This window comes from Longimonas sp. (assembly GCF_040409695.1).
Classification (GTDB): domain Bacteria; phylum Bacteroidota; class Rhodothermia; order Rhodothermales; family Salinibacteraceae; genus Longimonas.
In genome coordinates, this window is sequence record NZ_JARWGJ010000165.1 from 1 (window position 1) to 24,725 (window position 24,725).

Genomic DNA, 24,725 nt, shown 5'->3' on the forward strand with positions numbered 1-24,725 from the left:
CCCCTTGGCCAAGGGGGAGAAACCCGTAGGGAGAGGGGGTTCGGAAAGAAAGAGCTGCTGCATTCAATCGCTTTATCATTTAGCGTCTATCCACTACCATTATTTGTATTGTTGTATTAACGTATTGAAACGCAGTATACTTGCTTTGTCTTGTTTTCATACTTTCCCGAAAAAAATGTTTCGGCCTGCGCTGGTTGCTGCGCTGCTGCTTGGTGCGGGTTTGTTCTCGCCTGTTCAGGCAGATGATCCGTGCGCGTCGTTGCTGGATGCTGCAAGTGACCTGACGGTCGGCGGAGGCATCACCTATCTCTGGTACAACGATGATGCGGAGGGGAAAGCGCAGACTGAGGAACGACGCGCCGTGCTCACTGAGGCCCGATCTGCATGCCAATCGTCCCCAAACCAATTGGCCCGTGCTCATGCGCAGTCGGCCTATGCGGCAGCTCGGCTCCAGGACTTCGAGGCGATGCATCGTTACTTCGATACGTTCTTTGAAAGCTTTGGCACAGCCCCTACCGATACTTCGTCGGTCAGTGGAGATTCGTTCACATATATCTATAACTTTCGGGCCTTTTTGAACTACTACACGGGCAATCTGTCGGCCGCTGTTGGCGACTACGCGCGTGCCATAGAAGCATTGCCCAACAAAGAGACCACCCGAGCCGCAGCCCTGTCTATTGATCTTGGACTCATGCATGCGCGTGCGCAGAACCGCAGTGCAACCGAGGCGGCGTACCAGCAAGCGCTTGACTGGCTTGAGCCGCTTGATATGGAGCGCGACCGCGTGCGCGAAGTGTATGCACGTGTACTGGCTACAAAAGCCGAGCTGCTTCTTGAAGATAGCTCAACGCTGGATCGAGACGATCAGCTTGAGCGCGCCAAAGCAATGATCTATGAAAGCCTGGAGCTTAACGCGACCGGCGATATGTCGCAGGCGTTCCGGCTCAACTCCCTATCCCAGGTCTATTATGCGCTGGGACAATACGCCGAAGCGCTTCCTTACAACCAGGAGGCCATCGAAATAGCCCGTGCTCATGACCGCATCGACTTCCTTTCATTTTATTACTCCACGCGCGGTCGCTTTCTGGGTAAATTAGGGCGCCAGGAAGAGGCGCATCGGTATGCTGACAGGGCGCTTGACCTTTCATTTGAAGGCCAGGTCGATCACCGTCGCCGTCATCTCTTTTCGCGTAAAGCTGAACTGTACGAACAAGAGGGTAAATGGGCAGAGGCGCGTGCTGAATACGAGTCTGCTATTGCATCGATCGAAGAACACCGCACCTCGCTCCGCGCCACCGATTGGTCGATGGCAGAACTTGGGAACTGGAGTGCGTCTTATCGGGGGCTGATACGTACGTATCTGGCTCAAAACCGGCCCGTAGATGCATTTCAGGCGCTGGAGCGCACACGCGCCCGGCATCTCTCGGATGTGCGTGCGCTGGAAGAAGTCACCAATCAGCTCAGCACGCGAGAGCGCATTCGCTACGACAGCTTAACGGTAGAGCTTGAGTCCACACGCAACCAGTTGGCCGCCGCCGACGCCTCACGCGAGGTGGCTCGTCTGCAGCGCCAGGAATCGCAGCTGATCGCCGAACGAAAGTCGCTGGTCGACCTCCTTCCTGAGTCTGACCCTCCTTCGCTTTCTACGCTCCAGCAGGTACTCCGCGAGCAGGACCGTGCTGTTGTGTCGTATTTCTTAGAGGAAGACACCACCAGAACACCCGGACGCCTCTTTTCGCACGCATTCGTGGTTACGGCTGATACGCTCGTGGCCATCCCGCTCGACATCACGCAGCGCGACGTGCACGCCTTGCTGGCCGAGGTCTCTCCGGTGTTTGCCGGCGGTGCCCCCGATTATTCGCTTAGCGCCACCCGGTTCGACCTGCATCCGCTGCACGAACTGCACGAAGCAGTCTACCGGCCTGTGGCCGACTATCTGCCTGAGGATACCCCCCTTGCCGTTATCCCGGACGGGCCGCTTTTCCGCCTTCCCATGAGCATGCTTGTGCGCACTCCGCCACCGGGGCGGTTTGCGTACCGCGAGGCTGACTTCCTGGTGCACGAACGTCCCCTTTCCGTGCAGCTCTCTACCCACTCGTTTGTGCAGGATACGCGGCGAGACCACCAGCCTGAGGAGTTTGATCTGGATCTGGCGGCGTTCGGTGTCTCTGAGTTTCCTACGATCGATTCGCCGCCGCCGACGCTGCGTGGCGGGTTGCGCAATGCCTCGCCTTCTGGCGAACCGCTCATGCTGCCTCCTTTGCCTGGCGTTATTGACGAGATCAGTGCCATAAGCCGCTTGTTCAGTCGTACCGAAATCGCGCTCAACGAAAACGCGACCAAGCAGGCCTTCAAGGAGCGCACGGCAACGCCTTCCATCTTGCATATGTCGTCGCACGCCTTTGTAAACTCCGCATCGCCACTCCATAATGCGTTTGTGCTGGCTCCTGACACCGAGGACGCGCCCGAGAGTGGACTGCTCTACCTGCATGAAATCCGCAACACCTTCTCGTCAATACCGCTGGTTAACCTGAGTGGATGCGACACGGCACAGGGCGCCTTGCAGGCCGGCGATGGCATGGAAAGTCTGCAATACGCTTTTCGAGCGATGGGAGCGCGGGCGACCCTCTCAAATCTGTGGAGTATGGATGACGAGGCCGCCGTAGCGCTTTCTACGTCCTTCTACAAGAACCTGGCAGACGGGCTGCCTAAAGACGAAGCGCTACAGCGCGCACAAATTCAGTATCTGGATGAGCATGATGGACAAGCCAGTCCGTTCTTCTGGGCTGTAACCGTGCTGCACGGATCGCCAGAAGCGCTTGTGCTTCAGCCCGCTTCGTCACGTATCCCTTACGCTGCACTGATCATTACAGGCGTAGTGATTGGTGCGGCCTGGCTCTGCTATCGCCGCTTTATGTAACTTGCTTATTGAAGCAGATATCGCCGTTGCAGCCGCTGGTGCCCCGATGTATATTATGCACGTACGTACATTACGCACATAGCGGATGCCATACCCTGGCGCTTCCTCCCAGCCCGCGAATCAACCTACTGACCCGTCATGTCGTTTCTTGGAGCTCTTCTTTTCGCTTTTGTGCTTAGTGGAGGCAGCGCCGCCGTTTCTGATACAACCAACGCAGACGACCGCCCTACGCTGCGGGAGTGCGGAATGATGATGGTGCCGCTGCAAGAGACCTATCAGCGGGCGTTTACGATGCAAGATTCCCCAGAGCGCCGGGCCCTGCTTCAAGAGGCAGAGCAGTCAATACGTGCGGTGCAAGACTGCTACGAGGAACGGCGCCCGCGTGTCGTGATGAGTACCTATCGCGCGCTGGTTGCAGCACAGTACGAACAGGGGCGCCCCGATGCGGCCCTTGCCTCGTTCGAGGAGTTCTTCGGGCGCTTCCAGCCCAGCGACGATTCAACCATGGTATCGTGGATGTATAGCCAACGCGGACAGTATCACTACCTGCTTGGCTACTCCAGCCGTTCGCTACGCGACTATACCCGAGCTGTAGCACTTACCCCACAGGAAGCGATTGATACGCGTATGCAGCGTACCAACAACCTGGCTATCACGTACGACAATCTGCAAGAACTGCAATCGGCACTGTACTATCTGCGTCAAACTGTAGCAGCCGTTGACGACGTTGCTGAGATCACGCCCAACATCCAGCTGGAATACGGGCGCGCGCTGGCCTTGAAGGCTTCTGTACTGCAGCAGATGATATATGTAGGCGAAGCCGACGCTAACGAGACCTTGCCTCGTATTGAAACCCTGACAGCACGCGCATTCGACGAGCTTCAACCAATAGACCGCGATCTTGCAATCGGTTCGCTTCTCACTGTAGCAAATGTGTATCTGTACAAGCACCGGACCGAAGAGGCCTCGGACGTGCTTGATCGCGTGCAGAAGTACGTAGACGAATCTATATCGCTAAACCGAAAAGCCTCCCTCTTTCAGTTGCAGGCACAGCTCGCAATTCAAAACGGTCGCATGGGGGATGCGGAGAGGTACCTTGAAGAAAGCCGCCGTGTCGCCGTACAGCAGGGACTCGTCGCACAGCAGCGGCAAGTCCGCACGCAGATTGGGCAGCTGCACGAGCAAAACGGAGATCTGGAGGCTGCAGTGGAGCACTACAGTGTAGCTGCAGAGCTTACCGATGCGGAAAACGAGTCAATACGCGCTACGCTCTGGTCTACACGCACATTAGAGCAGCGGCGAGGCGGATACGACGGACTGATGCGCACGCTTCGCCGTCAGGGTCGAACAGCAGAAGCCTTCGACGTGTGGTCACAGTTTCGGGCACGCTTTCTTCGCGATACGCGCATGCAGACGGCGTTGCTCGAAGATATGTCGCCTGATATGCGCATGAGGTATGACAGTCTTACGACGGCACTCAACACGGTGCGCATGCGCCGGTCCGAGTCTGACGCCGACAACGAAGAGGCTACGATGCGTCAGGAGGCTGTGCTCATAGCCGAGCGTAGCGATCTGTTCGACTTTGCTGAGCAGAGCTTCCAGACCGACCGGCATGCACTGCAGCGCTGGCTTGGCGATACAAACCGGACGCTCATTGCATACCATGTGGACACACCGACGCTATACAACAATGAGCTTGCGTCGGTGGCGGCATACGTGGTGCGCCCCGATACCGTCATAGCTGTTGACATACCGCACACTGCCGAGGCCCTCGGCGAGATGGTTGGGCGCATCAGCCCGCTGCTTGCCAACGACGACCCGCCGGTTTCGCTGAACCTCGCGGCGTTTAACCTTGACGCATTACACGAGGCGTACGATGCGCTTGTTGGGCCGATCCAGTCTTATCTGCCTGATGACAGCAGCCTCATCGTTGCTGCCGACGGCCCGCTGTTCCAGCTTCCATTCGGAGCGCTTGTTACCGAAGCACCTCCGTCTCCGTACGCTTATAACGAAGCCCGGTACCTGATCGAGGAGCGTCCCATCCTGTCTACGCTTTCTCCGGCGTTGCTGTTGGAAGACACCTCAGTTGAAGCACGCGAAGTCCCGATCGATCTTGCCGCATTCGGGCGGTCTGACTTCGGGAAAGACGCTCCACCAGATGACATGATCGCTTCAGAAATCCGTACGCGGAGCGGAGCGGATAGCCTTTCGCTTGGTTCGCTGCCGGGGGTCGCGATCGAACTTGAGCGGCTGGGGGGCATGTTCAGGCATACGGTCATGGCGCTGAACGAAGAAGCCACGCCGAGTGCCGTCCGTACCCATAGCGCAAATGCGAAAGTTGTGCATCTGGCATCGCATGCGCTGCTCTCATTGAGCGACCCGCTGAACAGCGCGTTCGTGCTCGCTGAAGAGCCAGGGCGCGACGGGCTCCTTCGTGTGCATGATATCATGACGCCCGGTTCACAGGTGCCGCTGGTTGTGCTCAGCGGGTGCAGCACTGCGCGCGGCGAGCTTCGGTCGGGCGAGGGGCTGCTGGGGCTCCAGTATGCGTTCCAGGCCTCGGGGGCGCAGAGCACCCTTTCGCATCTCTGGCCAACCGATGACGACACAGCGGTCGCGCTATCCACATACTTCTACGAAGCGCTTCGATCGGGCATCCCGAAAGATGCGGCCTTGCAACGTGCGCAGCTCGCTTTTATAGAAGCCCACCCGGATCGCCGATCGCCCTTCTTCTGGGGGAGTCCGGTACTTTTTGGATCGCCCAATGCGCTTGACCTTGCCCCTGCCGTATCCCTCTGGACCCGGGTCGGATGGGGGATGCTGACACTGGTTGGCGGCGGCCTAATCTTTCTGTTTATTCGTATCTACCGTTCTTCGCCTACGTATGCCTGAACTGCCTTCCCCTGAATCGCCTTCACCTGAACCTGCCACGCTTTACGATGATCTGAAAGCACGCGCCACCGAGCAGCGTAACCCGCACTCGACCCAGATCGACACCGCCTCAACGCGTGAGATTATCGACATCATCAGCACAGAAGACCACCGTGTGCCCATTGCCGTGCGCCGTGAGGTTGCGCATATCGCAGACGCAGTGGATGCGCTCGTCGATGTCTTCAAAGCAGGGGGACGCCTCTTCTACGTGGGGGCTGGAACGAGCGGACGGCTGGGCGTGCTGGACGCGTCGGAGTGCCCGCCCACGTTTGGCTCTGACCCTGAACAGGTGCAGGGCATTATTGCGGGAGGGCGCGACGCGGTCTTCCGCTCCCAAGAAGGCGCCGAAGATCGCCCGGAAGATGGGCGCCAGGCGCTCGAAGACGCGGGCTGCACGGCTCAAGATATGGTCTGCGGAATTGCAGCGAGCGGGCGTACGCCGTTCGTAGGGGGAGCGCTCAACTACGCTCGCGAGTTGGGCTGTGCAACCGTCTACGTTGCCTGCACCCCTCGCGATACGCTCAACGCCGAAGTCGACACCGCGATCTGTCCGCTTGTGGGGCCCGAAGTCATTATGGGGTCGACCCGTATGAAAAGCGGAACCGCGCAGAAGATGGTGCTCAACATGATCACGACAGCCAGCATGATTCGCATGGGCAAGGTGTACGAGAACATGATGGTAGATCTGCAGCGCACCAGCACCAAGCTGGTCGAGCGTGCTGTGCGCACGCTGGTCATTGCTGCCGACACCGACCATGCCACGGCTCGCGAGGTGCTCGACCGGGCCGATGGGCACGTTAAAACGGCGCTCGTTATGCTGCTGGGCGAGGTTTCGCACGAAGAAGCGCGCCACCTGCTACGCCGCACAGACGGATTCGTGCGCCCGGCCATCCGGGCAGCGCTACAGGAGCTCTGAAAAACCTGAAGGAAGGAAAGAGCCTGCCGAAGAGACGAAATGGCGAGTCTACGTGGATCTCTTTTTATGTTGATATCGCTGTCTGGCGGCGATGAGCAGGGGTGGCCGTCGTAATTTGTTTCACGTGAAACAAAATTAGACCACTCTGGAGGTTCTCTGAGTCTATCTAACGGCATGTGCAGGTTTCTTTTTTCCTTTGCTGATGGCCTTGGGGCCGAATACGCCGTCCTGACCTTCCCCATCCTCTTACGCTGTTCGGGGTTTCCCCCTTCGCGAAGGGGGAAATGTCGCGTAGCGACAAAGGGGGATGGGCGTCCACAAGGATAATGGAAAACTTGCACGCCGCGTTATCTATTTCGCCTACCCTCTTTGCCTTCCCCTCGTACCCGGCGATTCATGCACTGCCTGTCATGCACTGCCTAACCGGTACCCCCATGCGGGATTGCCTCGCAGTGTAGCAACCGGATTTGGTATAACACCTTTTTTGCGGATGCGCGCGAATCTATGGGATCAGCGTGCTGTTTCTTCTCTTGTAGTGTGTCTTTCGCGGTGGGTCTTTCGCGGTGAATCCATGCGCGCGAAGTTCGTATGCGAAGTTTGCGCGCGCATCGCCCCTGCGGAAAACACCCTGCGGAAAACACCCTGTGGCAAACATGTTGGCTATGAAGTTGTCTGTGCACTGCGTTCCTGTGTAGCGTACAGGTTCTGGCATGGACGTACGTATTGTTTCTTCTTGTAACCCCCCTCCTTTCTGTGGCTCTTTCCGACCTTGTTCGCCGCGTTGCAACGATTCCTGCGCTCAACCCGCTGCGTGCCTGGACGCGCAGTGCCAGTGCGGCCGACGTGCTCAAAGTAGAGCGCGCTGCAGGGTCGCTCCAGGCGTTTCTCATGCATCTGCTACGCGAGGATCCCGGTGCGCCGCTCTGCTGCATCGTCCCCACCGAAGACGACGCCGCCTACGTGCAGAGCGACCTCGAACACATCGCAGGATCGGACCAGGGCATCGTCCGCTTTCCGGCCACGCACCGCACGCCCTACGACACCGGCGCGCTGCGCGACTCCAGTCCGCTCGTGGCGCGGGCCGATGTGATGCAGCAGCTCTCTGGCGACTTCGATGGGGTCGTCGTCACCAGCGTAGAGGCGCTCAGCGAGCGCGTGCCGCCAGCCTCGAACGTGAGCCACGAAACCCTGACGCTGTCTGTTGGCGAGACGTGGGAGATGGACGCTCTCGTAGAGCGGCTCGTGGATCAGGGGTTTACGCATGTGGACTTCGTTGACGAGCCCGGCCATCTTGCTCGGCGCGGCGGCATCCTCGACGTCTACCCGTACTCCGGAGCCCATCCGGTGCGCATCGAGTTCTTTGGCGATGAGATCGATAGCCTGCGCGAGTTCGACGCGCAGACACAGCGCTCCATCAGTCAGCGGAAGGAGGTGCGGCTCGTGCCCAACCTCGAACGCGAATCAGCGGATCAGCAGGCCGTTGCCTTTCTCGACTACCTGCCCGACACCACGCTCCTTGCTACCGTCGACGAGGCGCGCCTTCTGGAGGACATGGAGGCGCTCTTTGACACAGCGGTGTCACGCTATCAACAGGCCATAGAGCGGGCCGGTGAAGAAGACAGCAGCGTCGACGCCGACGCGCTTCCGCATCCCGAAGACCGATTCCTGACAGCCGACGCCCTGCGCCTCCACCTGCAGCAGTACCCGCGCCTGCAGTTCGGGGCGTTCACGCACACGAACGGCACAGCAGTCGACACGATCAACATAGGCGGAGCCCCTCAGCCGTCGTTTAACAGCGAGATGGACGTGCTGCGCGATCGCCTGAAGCACAATAAGGAGCGCGGCCTCGACACGTTCATTCTCTGCGATAGCCACGGACAGGCCCGCCGCCTGCGCGACCTGCTCGAAACCGACATCGACCACGGACGCGCCCGCCTGCAGGTCGAATCGCTCCACGAAGGGTTCGAGCACGAGGACCTCGGCCTCGCCGTCTATACCGACCACCAGATCTTTAACCGCTACCACCGCCCCTCCACCAAACGGCGTCAGCAGCGCACGGGCGGACTCAGTCTGCGCGACATCGAAAATCTCTCGCCCGGCGATTTTGTGGTGCATGTCGATCACGGCATTGGCACTTTTGCCGGGATGAAGAAGATCACCGTGCGCGGCAAACAGCAAGAGGCTGTGCGCCTCAACTTTGCCGATGGCGACGTGCTCTACGTCAACGTGAACGCGCTCTACAAGCTGAACAAGTACAGCGGCAAAGAGGGCCACCAGCCGCGCCTCACCAAGCTCGGATCGGGCCAGTGGGAGCGCACCAAAGAGCGCACGAAGGCGAAGGTCAAAGACATTGCGCGCGACCTGATCGAACTCTACGCGAAGCGCAAAGCTTCGAATGGCTACGCCTTTTCGTCGGATACGGTGTGGCAGCAAGAGATGGAGGCCAGCTTCGAGTTCGAGGACACCCCCGACCAGGCGCAGGCCGCCGAAGAGGTGAAGCGTGACATGGAAGACCCCGTGCCCATGGATCGCCTCGTGTGTGGCGATGTCGGCTTTGGCAAGACCGAGGTGGCGGTGCGCGCTGCGTTCAAAGCGGCGCAAGATGGCAAGCAGGTCGCTGTGCTCGTGCCCACCACCATTCTGGCGCAGCAGCACTACGAGACGTTCAAGAAGCGGCTGGCGCGCTACCCGGTGACCATCGACATGATCTCGCGCTTTCGCACAAAAGCGGAGCAGCGAGACATCCTGAAGCGTCTGAAGGCCGGCAGCCTCGACATCCTGATTGGCACGCACCGCATCACCTCGAAAGACGTCGAGTTCAACGACCTCGGGCTCTTCATTATCGACGAGGAGCAGCGCTTTGGGGTCAAGACGAAAGAGGCGCTGCGCGAAGTGCGGGCCAGCGTAGACACCCTCACCCTCACGGCCACGCCCATCCCGCGCACCCTGCAGTTCTCGCTGCTGGGTACGCGCGACCTGTCGATCATCGGCACACCCCCGCCCAACCGGCAGCCCATCATCACTGAAATCCACACCTTCAACCAGGACCTCATCCGCGACGCCATTCTCTACGAGCAGAGCCGGGGCGGACAGGTCTTCTTCATCCACAACCGCGTCAAGACCATCAACGAAATCGCCGAGATGGTTCGGGGGATGGTGCCCGGCGTGCGTATCGGCGTGGGCCACGGCCAGATGAGCGGCAAGAAGCTGGAGCGCGTGATGACCAACTTTGTCGAGAAGAAGTACGATGTGCTCATCAGCACCAGCATCATCGAGAACGGGCTCGACATCTCGAATGCCAACACCATGATCATCAACCGGGCTGACCAGTTCGGGATGTCGGCGCTGCACCAGCTACGTGGACGCGTAGGCCGCTCGCAGCGTAAGGCATTCTGCTACCTGCTCGTGCCCAGCATCCACAGCCTGACCGACGACGCGCGCCAGCGCCTGCAGGCCGTGGAGGAGTTCAGCGATCTGGGAAGCGGATTCAGTCTTGCCATGCGCGACCTTGACATCCGTGGGGCCGGTGCGCTCCTGGGTGCCGAGCAGAGCGGATTCATCGACGAGGTGGGCTACGAGACGTACCATAAGATCCTGGACGACGCGATCAAAGAGTTGCGCCAGGAGGAGTTCAGCGATGTGCTTGATGACGAAGACATCGCGCCGCCCGCGCCCGACACCACCGTGGATGTGGAGGAGAATGCGTACATCCCCGACGACTACCTCGCCAACAACGTCGAGCGCCTCAACCTCTACCGCCGCATCAGCGATGCGCCCGATGAAGAGACGCTCAGCGACCTGCGCGATGAAATGCGTGATCGCTTTGGCGCCCCTCCCGAGCCCGTCGAGCACCTGCTTACCGGTGCCGAGTTACGCATCCGTGCCCAAGCGCTGCGTCTCCCCAAAGTCGTTTTTAAGAACGAGCGGCTCTTCCTCTACCTGCCCGCCAAGCCCGCCGACCCGTACTTCTACGAGCAGGTCTTCCAGCCGCTGCTTGAAAAGCTGGCCGACCTCGACCGCCGCTACGTGCTGAAGGACGACGCCAAAAAAGACATGGTACGCGCCATCGTCCAAGACACCCCCACCCTGCTCGACGCCCTCGCCGTGATGGAAGAACTCCAACTCGACAAAGCCACCGTCCCCGCTGAAGCTGCCGCGTAACCGCACGCTGTTTCGGTTCAGGGGAAGCGCAGGTTCGCGCTGTCGGGCGCCACGTATCCCAACTTCAAGGCCCGGGTCTTTGCTCCAGTACCCGGCCTCGCAAGCACAAGCCCCGGCCCCACCCACTTGCAGAGCCATCTGCGCTGCTCCAAGCCGCTCCCCTGGAGAGGGGAGCTGTCGCGCAGCGACTGAGGGGTGGATCTGAAGCAGCACTTCATGCGGAGTTGCCCTATGTAGGGGTGCCCCGGCCCGTGAGTCGCCTGCTTCTGTCAGAGAGGAAGCGATGGTCGTAGAGCGCATGCCGTGCCGATGATGTAGGAGACCTTTCCCCCGACGGCGGTCAGGGCGACGGCTGTCGGTATACGCACCCTAAAAGCACTTTTCCCTTCGGTCAGGGCGCTCAAGGCGACAAAAAGGGGAGAAGAGAAGTATGTAGACCCATGGAATAGACCCCTGGAAGGCCCCGGGCGGTTATTGAAGCCCGCTAAACACACACCCGACAGGGGTGGGGGTCAGGATGACCTTCGGGTGGAAGAAATGATCGGTACACCGTTTAGATTGCACACCACCCGCAGCCATCTGTCTCTGCGAATCCACAGCCACAAATCACCAATTTCGCACTCCGCCTCCGGAAAACGGCCCCTCAGATTGGCGCACAGCGCGCGATCTCGCCCCAACCCAGGGCCCAGACCGAACAGCACCTCGGACGACATAACGGCCGTTCTCCGCCGCCTGAGCGGGTCTTCTTTCGGTTACACCTCGATTGAAAGCAGCCGAATGCCCAAATGCCCCCGCTCACAAGATTGTAACTTTACAGGTTTGTATATTATTCGGGGGGGGTATACTTGTGTGAGTCTGTTGTGAATAATTCTCTCGTAAATAGTTCTCTTTCGTGTCTTTAGCATCTTCGCTTATACATCCATGTTGATTCACACAAGAAGTCTACTTGCCGTTGGCCTCCTCCTGCTTGCCGCTTCATTTTCCCTGACGAGCTGCGATCTGTTTGGTAGCGACGATGGATCTGCGGTGGATGTCGGGGTCGTGGACTGGAAAGCCGAGCCGGCTTCGGTGGAAACGCCTGCATCATCAAAGCTGAATCTGGAGACCTTCGAGCCGCTCACAGCGCCCGACACCGTTCAGGCAGAAGTCTCTTTCGAGGTAACAGCCCGAACGGTAGCCCCCGTTGGCTGCTTTACTACCGAACGTGAAGACGTAGAGCAAGAGAGCAATACCATCGCCATAACGCCCTACGACCGGGACCCACGAGGACCGGGTGACGCATGCACAGATAATGTCATTACATTACCTCGAACCCTCGACCTCCAGTTCGACACACCCGGCGATGCGCTCATTCGCCTGAACGGACAGCGTGTCATTGGCAACGACTTCTCAAACCGCGATGACACCGTCATCGAACACGAGGTGACGGTGGTGGAGTGACGAGATCAGCTACTCGGTAGTGGATAGACGCTAAATAATAAGAAAACTAAACACCGTAGCTTTGTCTTCTTCGAACCCCCTCTCCCTACGGGTTTCTCCCCCTTGGCCAAGGGGGAGATGTCGGCAGACAGAGGGGGTTCGAGCGGGTAGCGATGATGTAAACCACATGTCAATCACTTAACATTGAACCGCTACCCAGCTACTCATTAGAGGTAGGCCAGTGCTCGTCGATAAACGCCTGCACCGCCTGTCGATAAGCGGCCTGATCGGTGCGCATCGCGTTGTGTCCGCCGCGGATGTCCACAAACGTCTTGGGCTCGGAGACGGCAGCGAAGAGCGTGCGCCCCAGATCGTACGGCACGACCTCATCATCGGGACTGTGAATCATGAGCACCGGCGCGTCGACCTGGCCGATGCGCGCTTCGTTGTCAAACTCAAAGCGGCTCAGCCAGCGCACAGGTAGAATGGGATATGCCCGCGCACCCACATCCGTCAGCGAAGTGAACGGCGATTCGAGGAGCAGTCCGCCCGGTGCGGTGCGCGATGCCAGGTAAGTGGCCGGAGCGCTTCCGAGCGAGCGTCCGGCAATGAGAACCGACGCGGGAGCCAGATCTCGTTCTTCAGTCAGGTACCGCCATGCGGCCTCAGCGTCGTAGTACAATCCTTCTTCAGAGGGTGAGCCGGTGCTCTGTCCATAGCCGCGGTAGCTCACGAGCAGCACGTTCATATCATGCTCGTGGAAGAAGTTGGCCGTACCTACGCGTCCAGAAATGTTGCCCGCATTTCCGTGAAAGAACACCACCGTGCCGACGGCCTCCTCGGCGGGAATCCACCAGTTATGAAGGGTTTCCCCATCTTCTGTGTCGATGCTGACCTCCTCGTACGCGAGCCCAGCGGCTCCCGGATCGGTGGCCATCGTGCTCGATGGAAAGAACACCAGCTGTTGTTGAAATGCATAGGCCATCGCTGTAATCGCCACGTATGCTCCGGCAAGAACCAGCAGAAAATAAAGCACCGTGCGCATCCTGTAAGTTGATTAGTTACAGTATTTTTGTGGGGGGTAACCTAACCCGACATGTGTTGCATACGGTGTTCAATACAAAAGGGAGGTCCACCCGTTTCGGTGAGCCTCCCCTGTTCTATGATAGGTATTTACGATCCGGCTACCACGAAAAGTCTTTGGGGACATGATAGCCGTAGTGCGTGCTACCGTGCTCGTCCGATACCAGATGCATCAACGCGGCCTCTACACGTTTCTGTGTCCTGGCATCCCCAGTCGAGTGCCTTCCAAGCTGTGCCTGCAAGTCCCTCCAACTCAAAGCCGTCGTCTGTACCTGCAAGCGTGAACAGGAAGCGATCGGCCTCTTCAGCTTCGGTCATGCCAAAGTAGTTGACCCGGACTTCGTCATGCCCGGCCCAGCTTAGCGTTTTCCATGCACAGCCCTCAGTACAGGTCAACTCGAATCCATCGTCGGTCTTTTCGACAACGATATCAAAATCAGCAGTTAACGGCTGGAGCATTGTCGGGAGAGCGACTGCAAATGCAGCAGCACTCAAAAATACAGCAATGCAAACAAAGAGTTTTGAGTAAGTAGTTATAAGCAGTAAATCGGTTGCTGATAGTAAGGTAAGTGTTGCAGTGCCATACAACGCACGCGGGGTGAAGCAACGGCTATTGTTTCCGCTATGAGTTACTCGCCGAGCCGATAAACCCAAACATTGGGAAGCGCGGGCACCATCGTGGTGTACACGTGTGTGTCGGTGGCAGCCTTTATTTGCTGGCCTGCAGGTAGCTCAATGGTCTGATACGTTTCTGCTACCGGGTCAATGCGATACCAGGTTACCATCACGTCTTGTATCTCTTCAAGCGTAAGCGACTCATCAGGTTTGTGAACGGCTTCCAATATCCAGATCCGTCCGTCAGTATCCACATGAAAGCCTTCATAGGCCGGATGCGTATCGTGAAATCCGGCTTCCTCGATCATCGCGAGCCGCTCACCGTCATAAATATCGCGGTAGAACGCGATTTCAGACGATGTTGCGGGAAGCGCGGTGTGATCTACGTTCACGACCAGGCTGTCATGTCCATCGGCATCACCACACCGCACACGCAGCGAATCTGACCAGCCGTAGCATACACCCGTGTCGGTGTAGGTGTAGAAGGATTTCCGACCAAAGGGGCGCTCAACGCTCTGGTGGTGGCCGTTCTGAACGCGGACATGTATCTCGTCCATAGGCATCTGGTAAAGTGTTTCTGGCGTGCTTTCGTTGCGGTCTACGCGCATGATCCAGATGCCGGGGTCTCGATCGAGGTTGGGGTTCTTCGGACGGCTGTACGAAGCCAGTAATGTCCCTTCTAACGTTTTGTGTACACCGCCTGATGTTTTCCCATTATAGGGACTGGGGAGGTGGAAACTATACGCAAATTCGTGTTGCGGCGCGGGGCCAAACACAGAAATGCGCTGGATATCTCTAACGAAAAGGGAGTCGCTGGGTCCAACGGTAATCGTACTCGGATTTCGAAACTCGCCGGGCCCCTGTCCGGATCGTCCAAGGGTATCTATCGAGTCGCCCTCAGGAGACACCACATGCACTTCATTGTTATCGAAGTCGGAGATGTAGAGCATGCCCTCACTGTTCAGGGCAAGGCTACGAGGTAGTCCAATAAGTGGGGCATCATCACCGATCTCGGCAATTTCGGTCGCCTGCAAAGCTGCCTCTTCTTCATAGACTTTATCCAAGTGAAATCCTTTTTCTGCTTCACCAGGTCCGCAACCTGATAGAGGAAGAAGCATCAGAGTGAACACGAATAAAAGTGTTTAAATGGAGCAGAGGTGAGTTATACAATAAGAAATTTGATTCATAAAAAATGATACGATAACAATACACTGCCACTAAAACCATACACAAAAATCAAGGCCAAGATAGCGTGATCGCCCTATCCTGACCCCGATTCCTCCGTGGATTTCCCTAACCGCATCAGACACATGTACATGAGAAGCTGCAGCAGGCGTAATAGCCATCGCCGCACTCAACCCCACATTCATATGTTCCTCCACCTACACCAAAAACTGACGGAAGTTCGAAGGAGTGCTCACATGAGACGGCACCCGGGCCACCATTGGTGCAATCGCCAGCTAACAGCATAGCAACTTCTTCGGTGGCATCTTCAGAAAATATTCCTGAAGCGGCAAGGCGGAAATCAGTCATATCAACGCATTCGAAAATATCACTCGATGGTTCATACGACACCCCCTCAAAGTCATCACCATGTAAGAAGCTTGCACCCGTTGCAAGCATAACTAGAAGAAGCAAGCTAAAAGATGTTATAATTAGCCTTTTAATTAGATTATGAGTGGTCTATTATCTGCTGATTTACTACATCGCAAATGTTATAAAGCCTCAAAAAAAGCAAACTTGAAATGTAACTAAAGAGTGAGGCGATTATGCGGGCGTCATAATTACTACGTATGCTCCGGCAAGAACCAGCACGAAATAAAGCATGGTGCGTATCTGCTAAAAATAGCTAATACAATACCTTGGCTAATTTTCGACGAGCACCACAAAGTCGCCCTGGTTGGCATGGGCGTTTTCCTCGAAGCGATCAGGATCGGCTACGACGTCGAAGTAGACGACAAGCTGTCGGACATCCGGCCGGTAGTGGCGCAGGGCGTCGGGGGTGCCGGTGCGCTGGGCGACGTGGAAGCGTCCGGTGAGGTGGACGATGCGGGCATCGGGGGTGCGTAGCAGGTGCTCGGCCATAGCATAGGCCATCGTGGCATCCCAGAGCGTCTGCGCGTCGAGCAGGCGCGTCATTCCCTCGCCGTGTCCGTGTGGGCTATCGGGCGGACCGGCTTCACGTGTAGTATGCGCGTCGGTCGTGTCTGAAGGAGCGTGGTTGGTGGGATGTGCGCCGCCGTGCATCTGCGCGAGGAAGCGCTCGCGGTAGGCGTTGGTGGCTTCAGGATAGGGAAGCGGCGGTAGCCAGTTGCGTGCCGATGCAGGAAGTGCGTTGAGGGCGGCGCGCCCCTCGCGGGCTACCCGGTTTACGTAGCGACGCGGGGCGTTCGCAGCCAGCACGGCGGCCTCTGCAGCACGGGCCGATTCAACAAGCGGATGGTAGTCGCGCACGTAGTTGGTCCACGGGCGGCTGGCTTGCAAGAAGTGATTTTCGGTGATGAGCCCGGCCAGATACTCATCGAGCACGGGCTGTACGTCGCGCTCAAACATTTCGAGGGAGAGCGCGGCAGGGCGGCTGTCGGGGGCGTTCAGGGCGCGCTGCCAGAGCGAATCTTGCAGGGCGTGGATGCCGGGCTGCTCGTGCACCTCGCCCAGAAGCATCACGTCGACGGTGTCGAGTGTAGCAGCAACAGCATCGAGCGAAGCGGGCGTGCCGTCTGCGGTATAGACGCGATACGCAACGTCGCTTTCGGTCGTGTCAGGCAGCGCGGCGGACGAGGTCGCGGCGGCCGCGTATCCCCCCGTACCTGCTGCAATACCCATAAAGAGCAGCGCAGCAAGGCAGCATGCAACAAGACGACGAATCAGGAAGACATGCTGCATGGCGGTCTGGTATTGCGTTATGTGCTGGAGGCGTCTGCGGACTCGCTCTCGGCGCTAAGTGCGTCGCGGATGTCGACGCTTTCGTCGATGAGGTGGGCCAGCAGTTCGGGATGCTCGCTGGCCAGCCGGTCTACGAGCGGAAGGAAACGCTGCACGGCCTCGCGGTTATGCCCGCTGCTGTAGTGGCGACGTAGCTGATCTGCGGCCTCGTCGAGCGGATCTACCGGGAGCTCGGCGCGCTCCATCTCGATGTCGTACGCCTTGGCCATGCGGATGAGCTCAAACTCGTCTTCGTGCGTGGCCAGCACAATCGTAGTGCCTTTCTTTCCGGCGCGGGCGGTGCGTCCGGAGCGGTGAATGAGGTATTCGCGGTCTTGCGGCACGTCGTAGATAAAGACGTGGCTTAGATCCGATATGTCGATGCCACGTGCAGCCACATCGGTTGCTACGAGCATGCGCAGCTCGCCGCTGCGGAGGCGGTCGATGGCTTCCTCGCGCTTGCGCTGCGACAGGTCGCCCGACATCTCGTCGATGCTGTACCCGGCGTTGCTCAAGAACTTGCGCAGATAGGTAACCTCGCGCTTCGTATTTGCGAAGATGAGTGCAGACTCGGGCTCCTCCATCTCGATGAGCTGCTCAAGCGCCCGATCTTTCTCCATCGGTGCCACCAGGTAGTAGCGATACGAGATCTCGTCGACGCTCACGTGCCCGGAGCTAAGCGAGAGGAAATCGGGGTTGGTGAGGAACTCGCGGGCTACAGCACGCACCTTGGGCGGCATAGTCGCACTGAACATACACGACTGACGGTCGGCACCCAGAAAGTCGCGAATCTCTTTCATGTCGGGGTAGAACCCCATCGAGAGCATCTCGTCGGCCTCATCCAGAATGAAGAGGCGCACCGTTTTGGCGATGAAGTTCTTTCGTTTCAGGTGGTCGAGCACGCGCCCGGGCGTGCCAATGATGACCTGTGCGCCATCTTTGAGCGCCTTGATCTGCGGTCCGTAGCTTACGCCGCCGTAGATGAGCGCTGCTTCAAGGTCGTTCGTTTCGGGGGTGGCAATTTTCATCCGTTCAAACTCCTCATGCACCTGCCGCGCCAGTTCGCGCGTGGGCGTAAGGATGAGCGCCTGCGCCTCCTTGCGAGACGAGTCGAGCCGGTCGAAGAGCGGGAGCAGAAACGCCCCGGTCTTGCCAGAGCCGGTGCGCGACTGTACGATGAGGTCGCGCCCGGCAATGAGATACGGGAGCGACTTGCGCTGCACCTCCATGAGCGAATCCCACCCGGCGGCCCGCATCGCCTGCTCAACCTGATCGGGAAGCTCGTCGGATGTGACGGCGTCGAGGGGCTCGTCGGGCTCGTGCAGCTCCCCAACCTCCTCCTGGCGCTTTTTGCGCTGCCCTTTCGAGGTGAGGTCAATGACATTTGCGTACGACGATCCGGATTCATCCACCATGACCAGCAAGAAGTTATATCAGCAAGAGAACGGGCAGCCACATCTGCCATACAGAACAAGATTACGGCTGCAACGCCTGAAACGATCCGGGGTGCATTGCGCAAGAATCCGGATATTGAAACCCCGTCACAAGCGCATTTCAGCAGTAGCGGGCGGGTTCGCTGCAGCGAACTACATAGCCAGTCCGCCATCTACGTGCAGCACATGGCCGGTAATATAGGAGGCTGCGGGCGAAGCCAGAAAGAGAACGGCCTGCGCGATGTCTTCCGGGTCGGCTGGGCGCCCCAGCGGCACCGCATCGAGCATCGCCTGCTGGGCGTCGTCGCCCATGGCCTCGGTCATGTCGGTGGCCACGTAGCCCGGAGCTACCACATTGGCGCGCACGCCGCGTCCGCTAAGCTCTTTGGCCAGGCTCTTCGTGAAGCCGATCATGCCTGCCTTCGAGGCAGCATAGTTTGTCTGCCCCGGGTTCCCCATAACGCCGACGACCGACGATATGTTGATCACAGAGCCAGCCCGTTGCCGCATGAACGGACGGTAGGCGGCTTTGCAGAAGTTGAACACGCCCTTCAAGTTGGTGTCGAGCACGGCATCCCAGTCGTCAGCATCCAGGCGCAGCATGAGTCCGTCGCGCGTAATGCCCGCATTGTTAACGAGCACGTCGAGGCGCTCCCAGGCGTCGGTTACAGCGCTTACCGCTTTCTGAGCGGATTCAGGATCGGCCACGTCGCCCTGTAGCGCCATCGCATCCACGCCGCGCTCGGTGAGTTCAGCGACGATCGCGTCGGCGGTTTCGCTTGAAGAGCGGTAGGTGAACGCCACGCGGGCACCTGCATCGGCAAAGGCGTCGACGATGGCGCGGCCAATGCCACGCGTGCCGCCGGTTACGAGTACCGTCGTGTCGGTAAGGTCAAAATCCATAGGATACGAGAGGGCGTCTGGGTAGGTGGTAGGGCGAGAAAGAGGTACAGGGGGATGCGTACGGGCGGCGCCGGTCAAGACAGCGTCATCCTCATCGAGCAAGCAGGTTGGCTTACGAGGCAGGCAGCACCCCGGCATCGAGCAATTTAGCGCAGTCGTCGGCTGTATCGACGCCATGGCGCACGGCATCGCGCCCGAGCGTCCGCTTCACAAGACCCTGCAGCACCGACCCGGCACCGACCTCTATGAAGCGCTCGGCGCCGTCGGTCTCCATCGCGCGAAGCAGCTGTGCCCAGCGGACGGGCGCCTGCAGCTGGTCGATCAGGCGCTGTCGGATTTCGTCGGGATCGGTGGTGGGCGCGGCGGTGACGTTCAGGTAGATGGGGCAGCGGGGCGGCTGGATATCGACCGATTCCAGGGCTTCAGCGAGCCCCTCCCGGGCGTAATCCATCAGCGGCGAATGAAAGGCGCCGCTTACAGACAGCGGAATGGTGCGGGCGTCGATATGGTCGGTAGCGCGCTGCACAGCGTCCACATCGCCCGAAATAACGATCTGCCCCGGCGCATTGAAGTTGGCAGGCTGCACAACCCCCTCTCCCATCTCGGTAGCCGCCGTACAGGCGGCTTCAACATCTTCGTCGTCGGCTCCGAGCACGGCAGCCATGGTGCCCGGGCGCCGGGTACCAGCTTCTGCCATGAGCTCGCCCCGGCGCCGTACGAGCCGGAGTCCGTCTTCGAACGAGAGCGCGCCAGCCGCAGCGAGGGCGCTGTACTCGCCAAGGCTATGCCCGGCCACCATGTCGGGAGTGGCCTGTTGGGCGTCGAGCACGGCCATGGCCGCAAGGCTGTGCGTGTAGAGCGCGGGCTGCGTGACCTCGGTTGCGGTGAGGGCAGCGTCGGCATCGTCTACATCGGCGGTGCCGAACATAAGAGCATGCAGGTCGAAGCCGAGAACCGCGTTGGCAGCCTCGATCCGGTCCCGGGCTTCGCTGTAGGTTTCATAGAGCGATTGCCCCATGCCGACGTACTGAGCGCCTTGTCCGGGAAAGAGAAAAGCGGTTTTAGCCATGAGTCGTTACAAGCAGTGGATTAGAAAAACAGTCGGGTGGGGAAAAGTCGGATGGGTCGATGAGACCAGCCAGCCTGTTAAGTAGGCCCACATAAGAATCTTCGGATATGTCATTGCGAGGAGCGTCAGCGACGTGGCGCTGTGAGCGCAGCGAGGAAGTGCTCTTGGAGTGCAATCTTGTGCCCTCTAAGCAGAATGAATCGCTCTAACGGGGCCATAAGTAAGATCGCACCCCAGGAGTACTCGGGCTCCGCCCAGCGCCGCGTCGGTCGCACGCTCCCTCCTCGCGATGACAAGGTGTACATGTATTTTTGCTGGCCTACTTAACTGTCATATTCAGCGCCGTCGTACGCCCAGGTGAGGTACGACGCGCCCCAGGTGAGTCCGCCCCCGAAGGTCGTGAGCACCAGGTTGTGCCCGGGCTTGAGTTCGGCTTGCCAGTCATTCAGGCAGAGTGGAACGGTAGCCGCGGTGGTGTTGCCATAGCGGTGTATGTTCAGCATCACCTTGTCGGAGGAGAGGCCCATGCGGTTAGCTGTGGCATCAATGATGCGCTTATTGGCCTGATGCGGTACAAGGAAATCGACATCATCGCCTGTCAGGTCATTCCGTTCCATGATCTCGACGCAGACATCAGCCATGCCTGTTACGGCGTGACGAAAGACCGGGCGACCGTCTTGCTTCAGGTAGTGCAGGCGCTGATCGACGGTTTCGTGAGAAGCAGGGTTGAGGCTGCCTCCAGCAGGAAGCGTGAGCAAGTCAGCGTGCGCGCCATCGGAGTAATGCACCGTGTCTTGCAGGCCGTACGTATCGTGAGGCTCCAGCAGCACCGCACCGGCAGCATCGCCAAAGAGGATGCATGTGCTTCGATCTTCGTAGTCCGTGATAGCGCTCATCGTGTCGGCCCCGATAACAAGTACCCGCTTCGCACGCCCACTTTCGATGAAGCTGGCGCCGTTCGTAAGCGCGAAGAGAAATCCGCTACAGGCAGCAGCCAGGTCGAATCCCCATGCATTTTGGGCTCCGATGCTGTCTTGCACCAGGCATGCCGTAGAGGGAAACTCCATATCGGGGGTGATCGTGGCCACGATGATCAGGTCGATCGTGGCGGGGTCGATATCGTGTTTCTGGAAGAGCTCCTCGGCGGCCTGCGATGCCATGTAGGCCGTTGCCTTGTCGGGGTCGTCAAGGATGCGTCGCTCCTCAATGCCGGTGCGCGTGCGTATCCACTCGTCGTCGGTATCGACAATCTGTTCGAGATCGGCGTTGGTGAGGCGCTTCTCAGGCAGAAAGTGCCCCATGGCTGTAATCGCTGCACGCGGCTGCGAAGAAGAGGAAGTAGACATAAGAACAGAGCCGAAAACGATAGTTCAGTGGAGTCGAGTGCGCAACGGGGCACAGCGTGCATCGTTCGAGAGCAGCCAGTGAGCACGAGGCGATGGGCGCGATATCAGTCAGGTAGGGGCGCGATTTAGTTAGAGACGCGCATTCGCAGCAGATAGGCGCTCAGCAGCCCATGGTCTCAAGGGGCAAAGGCTTCTTCGAGTACTGGAACGAGATCTTTTGACGCCAGGTCAGCAGCGGAATAGATGCCTTGCTCAATGGCACGAGCCGAGGAGCGTCCATGTCCGATAAAGACGGCGCCGTTGACCCCTACGAGTGGAGCCCCTCCCCGATTTTCGTGGTCGAACCCTTGCTGTACGTTACTGAGCACCCCGGCAACAAGCTTCTGCTCCTCTTTCGTGAGGCCCTGGCGCTCCATCTCGTTTTTGGTCATAGTTGAGAGTACAGTTGTCATCGACTCGCCGAACTTGAGCAGCACGTTGCCGATGAAGCCGTCGCAGATGAGCACGTCGGCGGCATGATGCAGTAGGTCGCCGCCTTCTACGTTCCCTGCGAAGTTAATCGACGTGTCGTCGCTCAGCAAGGCATGGGCCTCCTTGACCTGCTCATTGCCCTTTCCGGGCTCCTCGCCGATGTTAATGAGTCCAACGGTAGGGGCGTCGATCTGAAGCACGTGCCGGGCGTAGATCGTACCCATGCGTGCGAATTGAAGCAGGTGCGCAGGCTTGCAGTCGACATTGGTGCCGATATCGATAACGACCGAGAAGTCGTCTTTCAGGGTGGGAAAGAATCCGACGATTGAAGGCCGCTCAATTCCCTTGATGCGCCCCAGGATAAACATCGAGGCTGCCATGATCGCACCGGTATTGCCTGCACTCACGAAGGCATCGGTCGCACCTGTGCGGTGCGCCTGCAGGCCGAGGTGGATAGACGACTGGCGCTTCCGCTTGAGCGCTGCAGCCGGGGCGTCGTCCATGGCAATAACGTCAGGGGCATGCCGCACGCTAAGAGGGAGCTCCGACACATCGTCGTGAGCCCGCAGCGCTTCCTGCACACGCTCTTCAGGGCCAAACAGTGTGATGCGAAGGTCAGTTGCCTCGGGGCGTTTCAGGGCACGGACGGCGCCTTCGACTACGGCGTGAGGAGCGTGATCTCCTCCCATGGCGTCAACGGCAATGTGGGTAGGCATGTACAACCGGCGTTTGGTCAGCAGGCTTGTGAATGGACAGCTCGTTCAGGCTGCAGGGTACGCAGAGGAAAGAGCTGTATACATGCGCCCAAGTAAACAGCCTGAACATTAAAATGCACGTTTTGCACCTCACCTTTCACGGTAAAGCACAAAACGTGCATCAACAGGCGTTACATGGCGAGCTAAATCGTAGGCATGTAAGCGCAGGACACTGTCAACAGCACATGCGGCACGATTGTGCATCGCAGCGAAACGAGATGCGCATGCGGGGGCCGCAGCGCGTGGCACGAGACCCCTGCCGAACGATGCTATCCGATGAGCTCTTCGGTCGGCTCAACAACCTGACGGCCGCGGTAGTGGCCGCAGAACTTGCAAGCACGGTGCATCACCTTAGGGTTGCCGCAGTTGTTGCACTCCATGAGCTGGGGTGCTTTCAAGCTATTGTAGTAGCGAGACCGTCGCTTACGCGAGCGAGATTTCGAATGACGGCGCTTTGGTACAGCCATGATTTCAGTTTTTTAATGTCAATAAAAAGCAATAGGTAGAGCAGTCAAACAGCAAAGTAGGCCGATACATAGCCCGGTTGTAATCTGGCTATCAGCCAGCCGGGGTGGCTGGGTCAGCGGCAGCACGCGCGCAGTGCACGTTGAATGCTATCTGAAACGTCCACGCATAGCGGAAGGAGCCTGCACTATCCTGAAAGAATTGAAGTTTTGTGCCTCAGGTTCGGAGGTTTATCGTATTTTACAAGGAATTAGCGTGGGCGGCGAGCCTCAAGTGCCGTGCAGCATACGTGTTGAACAGGCAAGGTACCAGTTCAAGGGGCATGCGGGTGTGCACAAGACCAGTATCAATACAGCAGCAATACACGTGTAGCGCCTGGCTATATCGGGGGCATGCTGCTGCACACGTTACTCACTCTTGGTCGTGGTTCTTTAGCTTCTTGAGTTTCTCCCAACGCGGATCGATGTCATCCTCTGGATCAGGTTCATCAGGTTCATCAGGAGCGCCAAACTGCATGGGAATATCTTCCTCTTCCGCGCCCGGTGCAACCACGCGAGGGGGAATAGAAAGAAGCAGCGTGTCGTGCACAATATCGGTGATCTCTACCTCGGTGTCGGTCGGGTCCATCGAACGTACCTCATCGTATGCATCGCTCTCATCACCGGAGAGGTGCGCCGGGCCAAAGAGCACAACGTACGTGCCTTCGATTTCCTTCCAGAAGGTGCGCAGCGTACGGTCGCAGGTCAGCTCGGCCTCGGCGGTCATTGTCATTGTCGCCAGAATCCGGTCGCGCTGGCACTGTAGATGCATCGACACCGTGATGTTGCGGAATGCGTTGGCATCCATCTCCACCTCTTCCGGATCCGGCTCCAGGGTTACATGGTGCACCCCGGAGCGAAGGTGGGTAATGTCGAGTGTAAGCATAACGAGCAGAGAGCCTTCTGAGGAAGCCAACTACAGACAAAGCTGTGGTATCGCTGTGATATCACAGCCTAAAGCAGGGTGTTCCACCTGTTAAGTTCTGTATTAGAGAGAGGGAGAACGTGATGCATGGGCAACAGGCTTTACACATTCCGGGCTTGAAGTTGCTTAGCATGGTTCTTATGATCAAAAGTCCGGCCCCGAATGTGTTGTGCGATCACTATCAAGTGATAAGAACCTGTTTGGGTTTTGGTTTGCTGGCGAGAGCGAGCACCGCTGTAGCGAAAATTGGACCACGATAGAGGTTCGTAGCCGGGGTTACGGGCCGACACGAGGGCGCAAGCCCGACTGACGCCCGTATATCGGGGACAATTTGCAGCCCAGCGGAGCCG

16 protein-coding genes are annotated in these 24,725 nt (G+C 58.5%); 5 read left to right on the forward strand and 11 right to left on the reverse strand.

From position 1 onward, the window contains the following. Positions 1-175: 175 nt before the first annotated feature. From PPP56_RS10330 to PPP56_RS10350, 5 genes are all read left to right on the forward strand, one after another. A complete protein-coding gene (locus PPP56_RS10330) occupies positions 176-2,920 on the forward strand; it encodes a CHAT domain-containing protein (RefSeq protein WP_353563965.1) in 2,745 nt (914 codons plus the stop codon). A 138-nt stretch (positions 2,921-3,058) separates the two neighbouring features. Continuing rightward, on the forward strand, positions 3,059-5,812 hold the full coding sequence (locus PPP56_RS10335; protein ID WP_353563966.1) for a CHAT domain-containing protein: 2,754 nt from the start codon (positions 3,059-3,061) through the stop codon (positions 5,810-5,812). Beyond that, the gene (gene murQ / locus PPP56_RS10340; RefSeq protein ID WP_353563967.1) at positions 5,805-6,767 is read left to right on the forward strand and encodes an N-acetylmuramic acid 6-phosphate etherase; all 963 of its coding nucleotides are present in this window, start codon (positions 5,805-5,807) and stop codon (positions 6,765-6,767) included. Before PPP56_RS10335 ends, murQ begins: the two co-directional genes overlap by 8 nt. 753 nt (positions 6,768-7,520) lie before the next feature. Next, complete coding sequence (mfd, locus tag PPP56_RS10345) at positions 7,521-10,928, forward strand: transcription-repair coupling factor (protein WP_353563968.1); 3,408 nt, start codon at positions 7,521-7,523, stop codon at positions 10,926-10,928. A gap of 921 nt (positions 10,929-11,849) precedes the next feature. Next, positions 11,850-12,368 carry a hypothetical protein gene (locus PPP56_RS10350; protein ID WP_353563969.1) on the forward strand — a complete coding sequence of 173 codons (519 nt, stop codon included), beginning with the start codon at positions 11,850-11,852 and terminating at the stop codon, positions 12,366-12,368. Between the two features lie 199 nt (positions 12,369-12,567). Here the strand turns inward: PPP56_RS10350 and PPP56_RS10355 are convergent, their stop codons facing one another. The 11 genes from PPP56_RS10355 to PPP56_RS10405 form a co-directional block, all read right to left on the reverse strand. Then, the gene (locus PPP56_RS10355; RefSeq protein WP_353563970.1) at positions 12,568-13,392 is read right to left on the reverse strand and encodes an alpha/beta hydrolase; all 825 of its coding nucleotides are present in this window, start codon (positions 13,390-13,392) and stop codon (positions 12,568-12,570) included. Positions 13,393-13,574: 182 nt separating this feature from the next. Continuing rightward, the gene (locus tag PPP56_RS10360; protein ID WP_353563971.1) at positions 13,575-13,889 is read right to left on the reverse strand and encodes a hypothetical protein; all 315 of its coding nucleotides are present in this window, start codon (positions 13,887-13,889) and stop codon (positions 13,575-13,577) included. A gap of 170 nt (positions 13,890-14,059) precedes the next feature. Then, positions 14,060-15,163, reverse strand: a complete 1,104-nt coding sequence (locus PPP56_RS10365; RefSeq protein WP_353563972.1) for an NHL repeat-containing protein — start codon at positions 15,161-15,163, stop codon at positions 14,060-14,062. A gap of 748 nt (positions 15,164-15,911) precedes the next feature. After that, positions 15,912-16,931, reverse strand: a complete 1,020-nt coding sequence (locus PPP56_RS10370; RefSeq protein ID WP_353563973.1) for a ChaN family lipoprotein — start codon at positions 16,929-16,931, stop codon at positions 15,912-15,914. Between the two features lie 17 nt (positions 16,932-16,948). Further along, positions 16,949-18,385 (reverse strand): DEAD/DEAH box helicase, encoded by a 1,437-nt coding sequence (locus PPP56_RS10375; protein WP_353563974.1) that lies wholly within the window; start codon positions 18,383-18,385, stop codon positions 16,949-16,951. A gap of 171 nt (positions 18,386-18,556) precedes the next feature. Then, positions 18,557-19,306: a 3-oxoacyl-[acyl-carrier-protein] reductase gene (gene fabG, locus PPP56_RS10380; protein ID WP_353563975.1), complete on the reverse strand. Its 750-nt coding sequence runs from the start codon at positions 19,304-19,306 to the stop codon at positions 18,557-18,559. A gap of 112 nt (positions 19,307-19,418) precedes the next feature. Next, positions 19,419-20,375 (reverse strand): ACP S-malonyltransferase, encoded by a 957-nt coding sequence (gene fabD, locus PPP56_RS10385; protein ID WP_353563976.1) that lies wholly within the window; start codon positions 20,373-20,375, stop codon positions 19,419-19,421. A 323-nt stretch (positions 20,376-20,698) separates the two neighbouring features. Continuing rightward, a complete protein-coding gene (locus PPP56_RS10390; RefSeq protein WP_353563977.1) occupies positions 20,699-21,721 on the reverse strand; it encodes a beta-ketoacyl-ACP synthase III in 1,023 nt (340 codons plus the stop codon). Between the two features lie 176 nt (positions 21,722-21,897). Further along, a complete protein-coding gene (plsX, locus tag PPP56_RS10395) occupies positions 21,898-22,908 on the reverse strand; it encodes a phosphate acyltransferase PlsX (protein ID WP_353563978.1) in 1,011 nt (336 codons plus the stop codon). Positions 22,909-23,216: 308 nt separating this feature from the next. Further along, the gene (gene rpmF / locus PPP56_RS10400) at positions 23,217-23,414 is read right to left on the reverse strand and encodes a 50S ribosomal protein L32 (protein ID WP_353563979.1); all 198 of its coding nucleotides are present in this window, start codon (positions 23,412-23,414) and stop codon (positions 23,217-23,219) included. A 409-nt stretch (positions 23,415-23,823) separates the two neighbouring features. After that, on the reverse strand, positions 23,824-24,336 hold the full coding sequence (locus PPP56_RS10405; RefSeq protein WP_353563980.1) for a YceD family protein: 513 nt from the start codon (positions 24,334-24,336) through the stop codon (positions 23,824-23,826). Positions 24,337-24,725 lie beyond the last annotated feature (389 nt).

Coding starts and splice junctions, on each gene's coding strand:
- PPP56_RS10335 (WP_353563966.1), top strand. CDS start 3,059: ATGTCGTTTCTTGGAGCTCTTCTTTTCGCTTTTGTGCTTAGTGGAGGC.
- PPP56_RS10355 (WP_353563970.1), bottom strand. CDS start 13,392: ATGCGCACGGTGCTTTATTTTCTGCTGGTTCTTGCCGGAGCATACGTG.
- fabG (WP_353563975.1), bottom strand. CDS start 19,306: ATGGATTTTGACCTTACCGACACGACGGTACTCGTAACCGGCGGCACG.
- fabD (WP_353563976.1), bottom strand. CDS start 20,375: ATGGCTAAAACCGCTTTTCTCTTTCCCGGACAAGGCGCTCAGTACGTC.
- PPP56_RS10365 (WP_353563972.1), bottom strand. CDS start 15,163: ATGCTTCTTCCTCTATCAGGTTGCGGACCTGGTGAAGCAGAAAAAGGA.
- murQ (WP_353563967.1), top strand. CDS start 5,805: ATGCCTGAACTGCCTTCCCCTGAATCGCCTTCACCTGAACCTGCCACG.
- PPP56_RS10360 (WP_353563971.1), bottom strand. CDS start 13,889: ATGCTCCAGCCGTTAACTGCTGATTTTGATATCGTTGTCGAAAAGACC.
- PPP56_RS10405 (WP_353563980.1), bottom strand. CDS start 24,336: ATGCTTACACTCGACATTACCCACCTTCGCTCCGGGGTGCACCATGTA.
- PPP56_RS10370 (WP_353563973.1), bottom strand. CDS start 16,931: ATGCAGCATGTCTTCCTGATTCGTCGTCTTGTTGCATGCTGCCTTGCT.
- plsX (WP_353563978.1), bottom strand. CDS start 22,908: ATGCCTACCCACATTGCCGTTGACGCCATGGGAGGAGATCACGCTCCT.
- PPP56_RS10390 (WP_353563977.1), bottom strand. CDS start 21,721: ATGTCTACTTCCTCTTCTTCGCAGCCGCGTGCAGCGATTACAGCCATG.
- PPP56_RS10330 (WP_353563965.1), top strand. CDS start 176: ATGTTTCGGCCTGCGCTGGTTGCTGCGCTGCTGCTTGGTGCGGGTTTG.
- PPP56_RS10350 (WP_353563969.1), top strand. CDS start 11,850: ATGTTGATTCACACAAGAAGTCTACTTGCCGTTGGCCTCCTCCTGCTT.
- rpmF (WP_353563979.1), bottom strand. CDS start 23,414: ATGGCTGTACCAAAGCGCCGTCATTCGAAATCTCGCTCGCGTAAGCGA.
- PPP56_RS10375 (WP_353563974.1), bottom strand. CDS start 18,385: ATGGTGGATGAATCCGGATCGTCGTACGCAAATGTCATTGACCTCACC.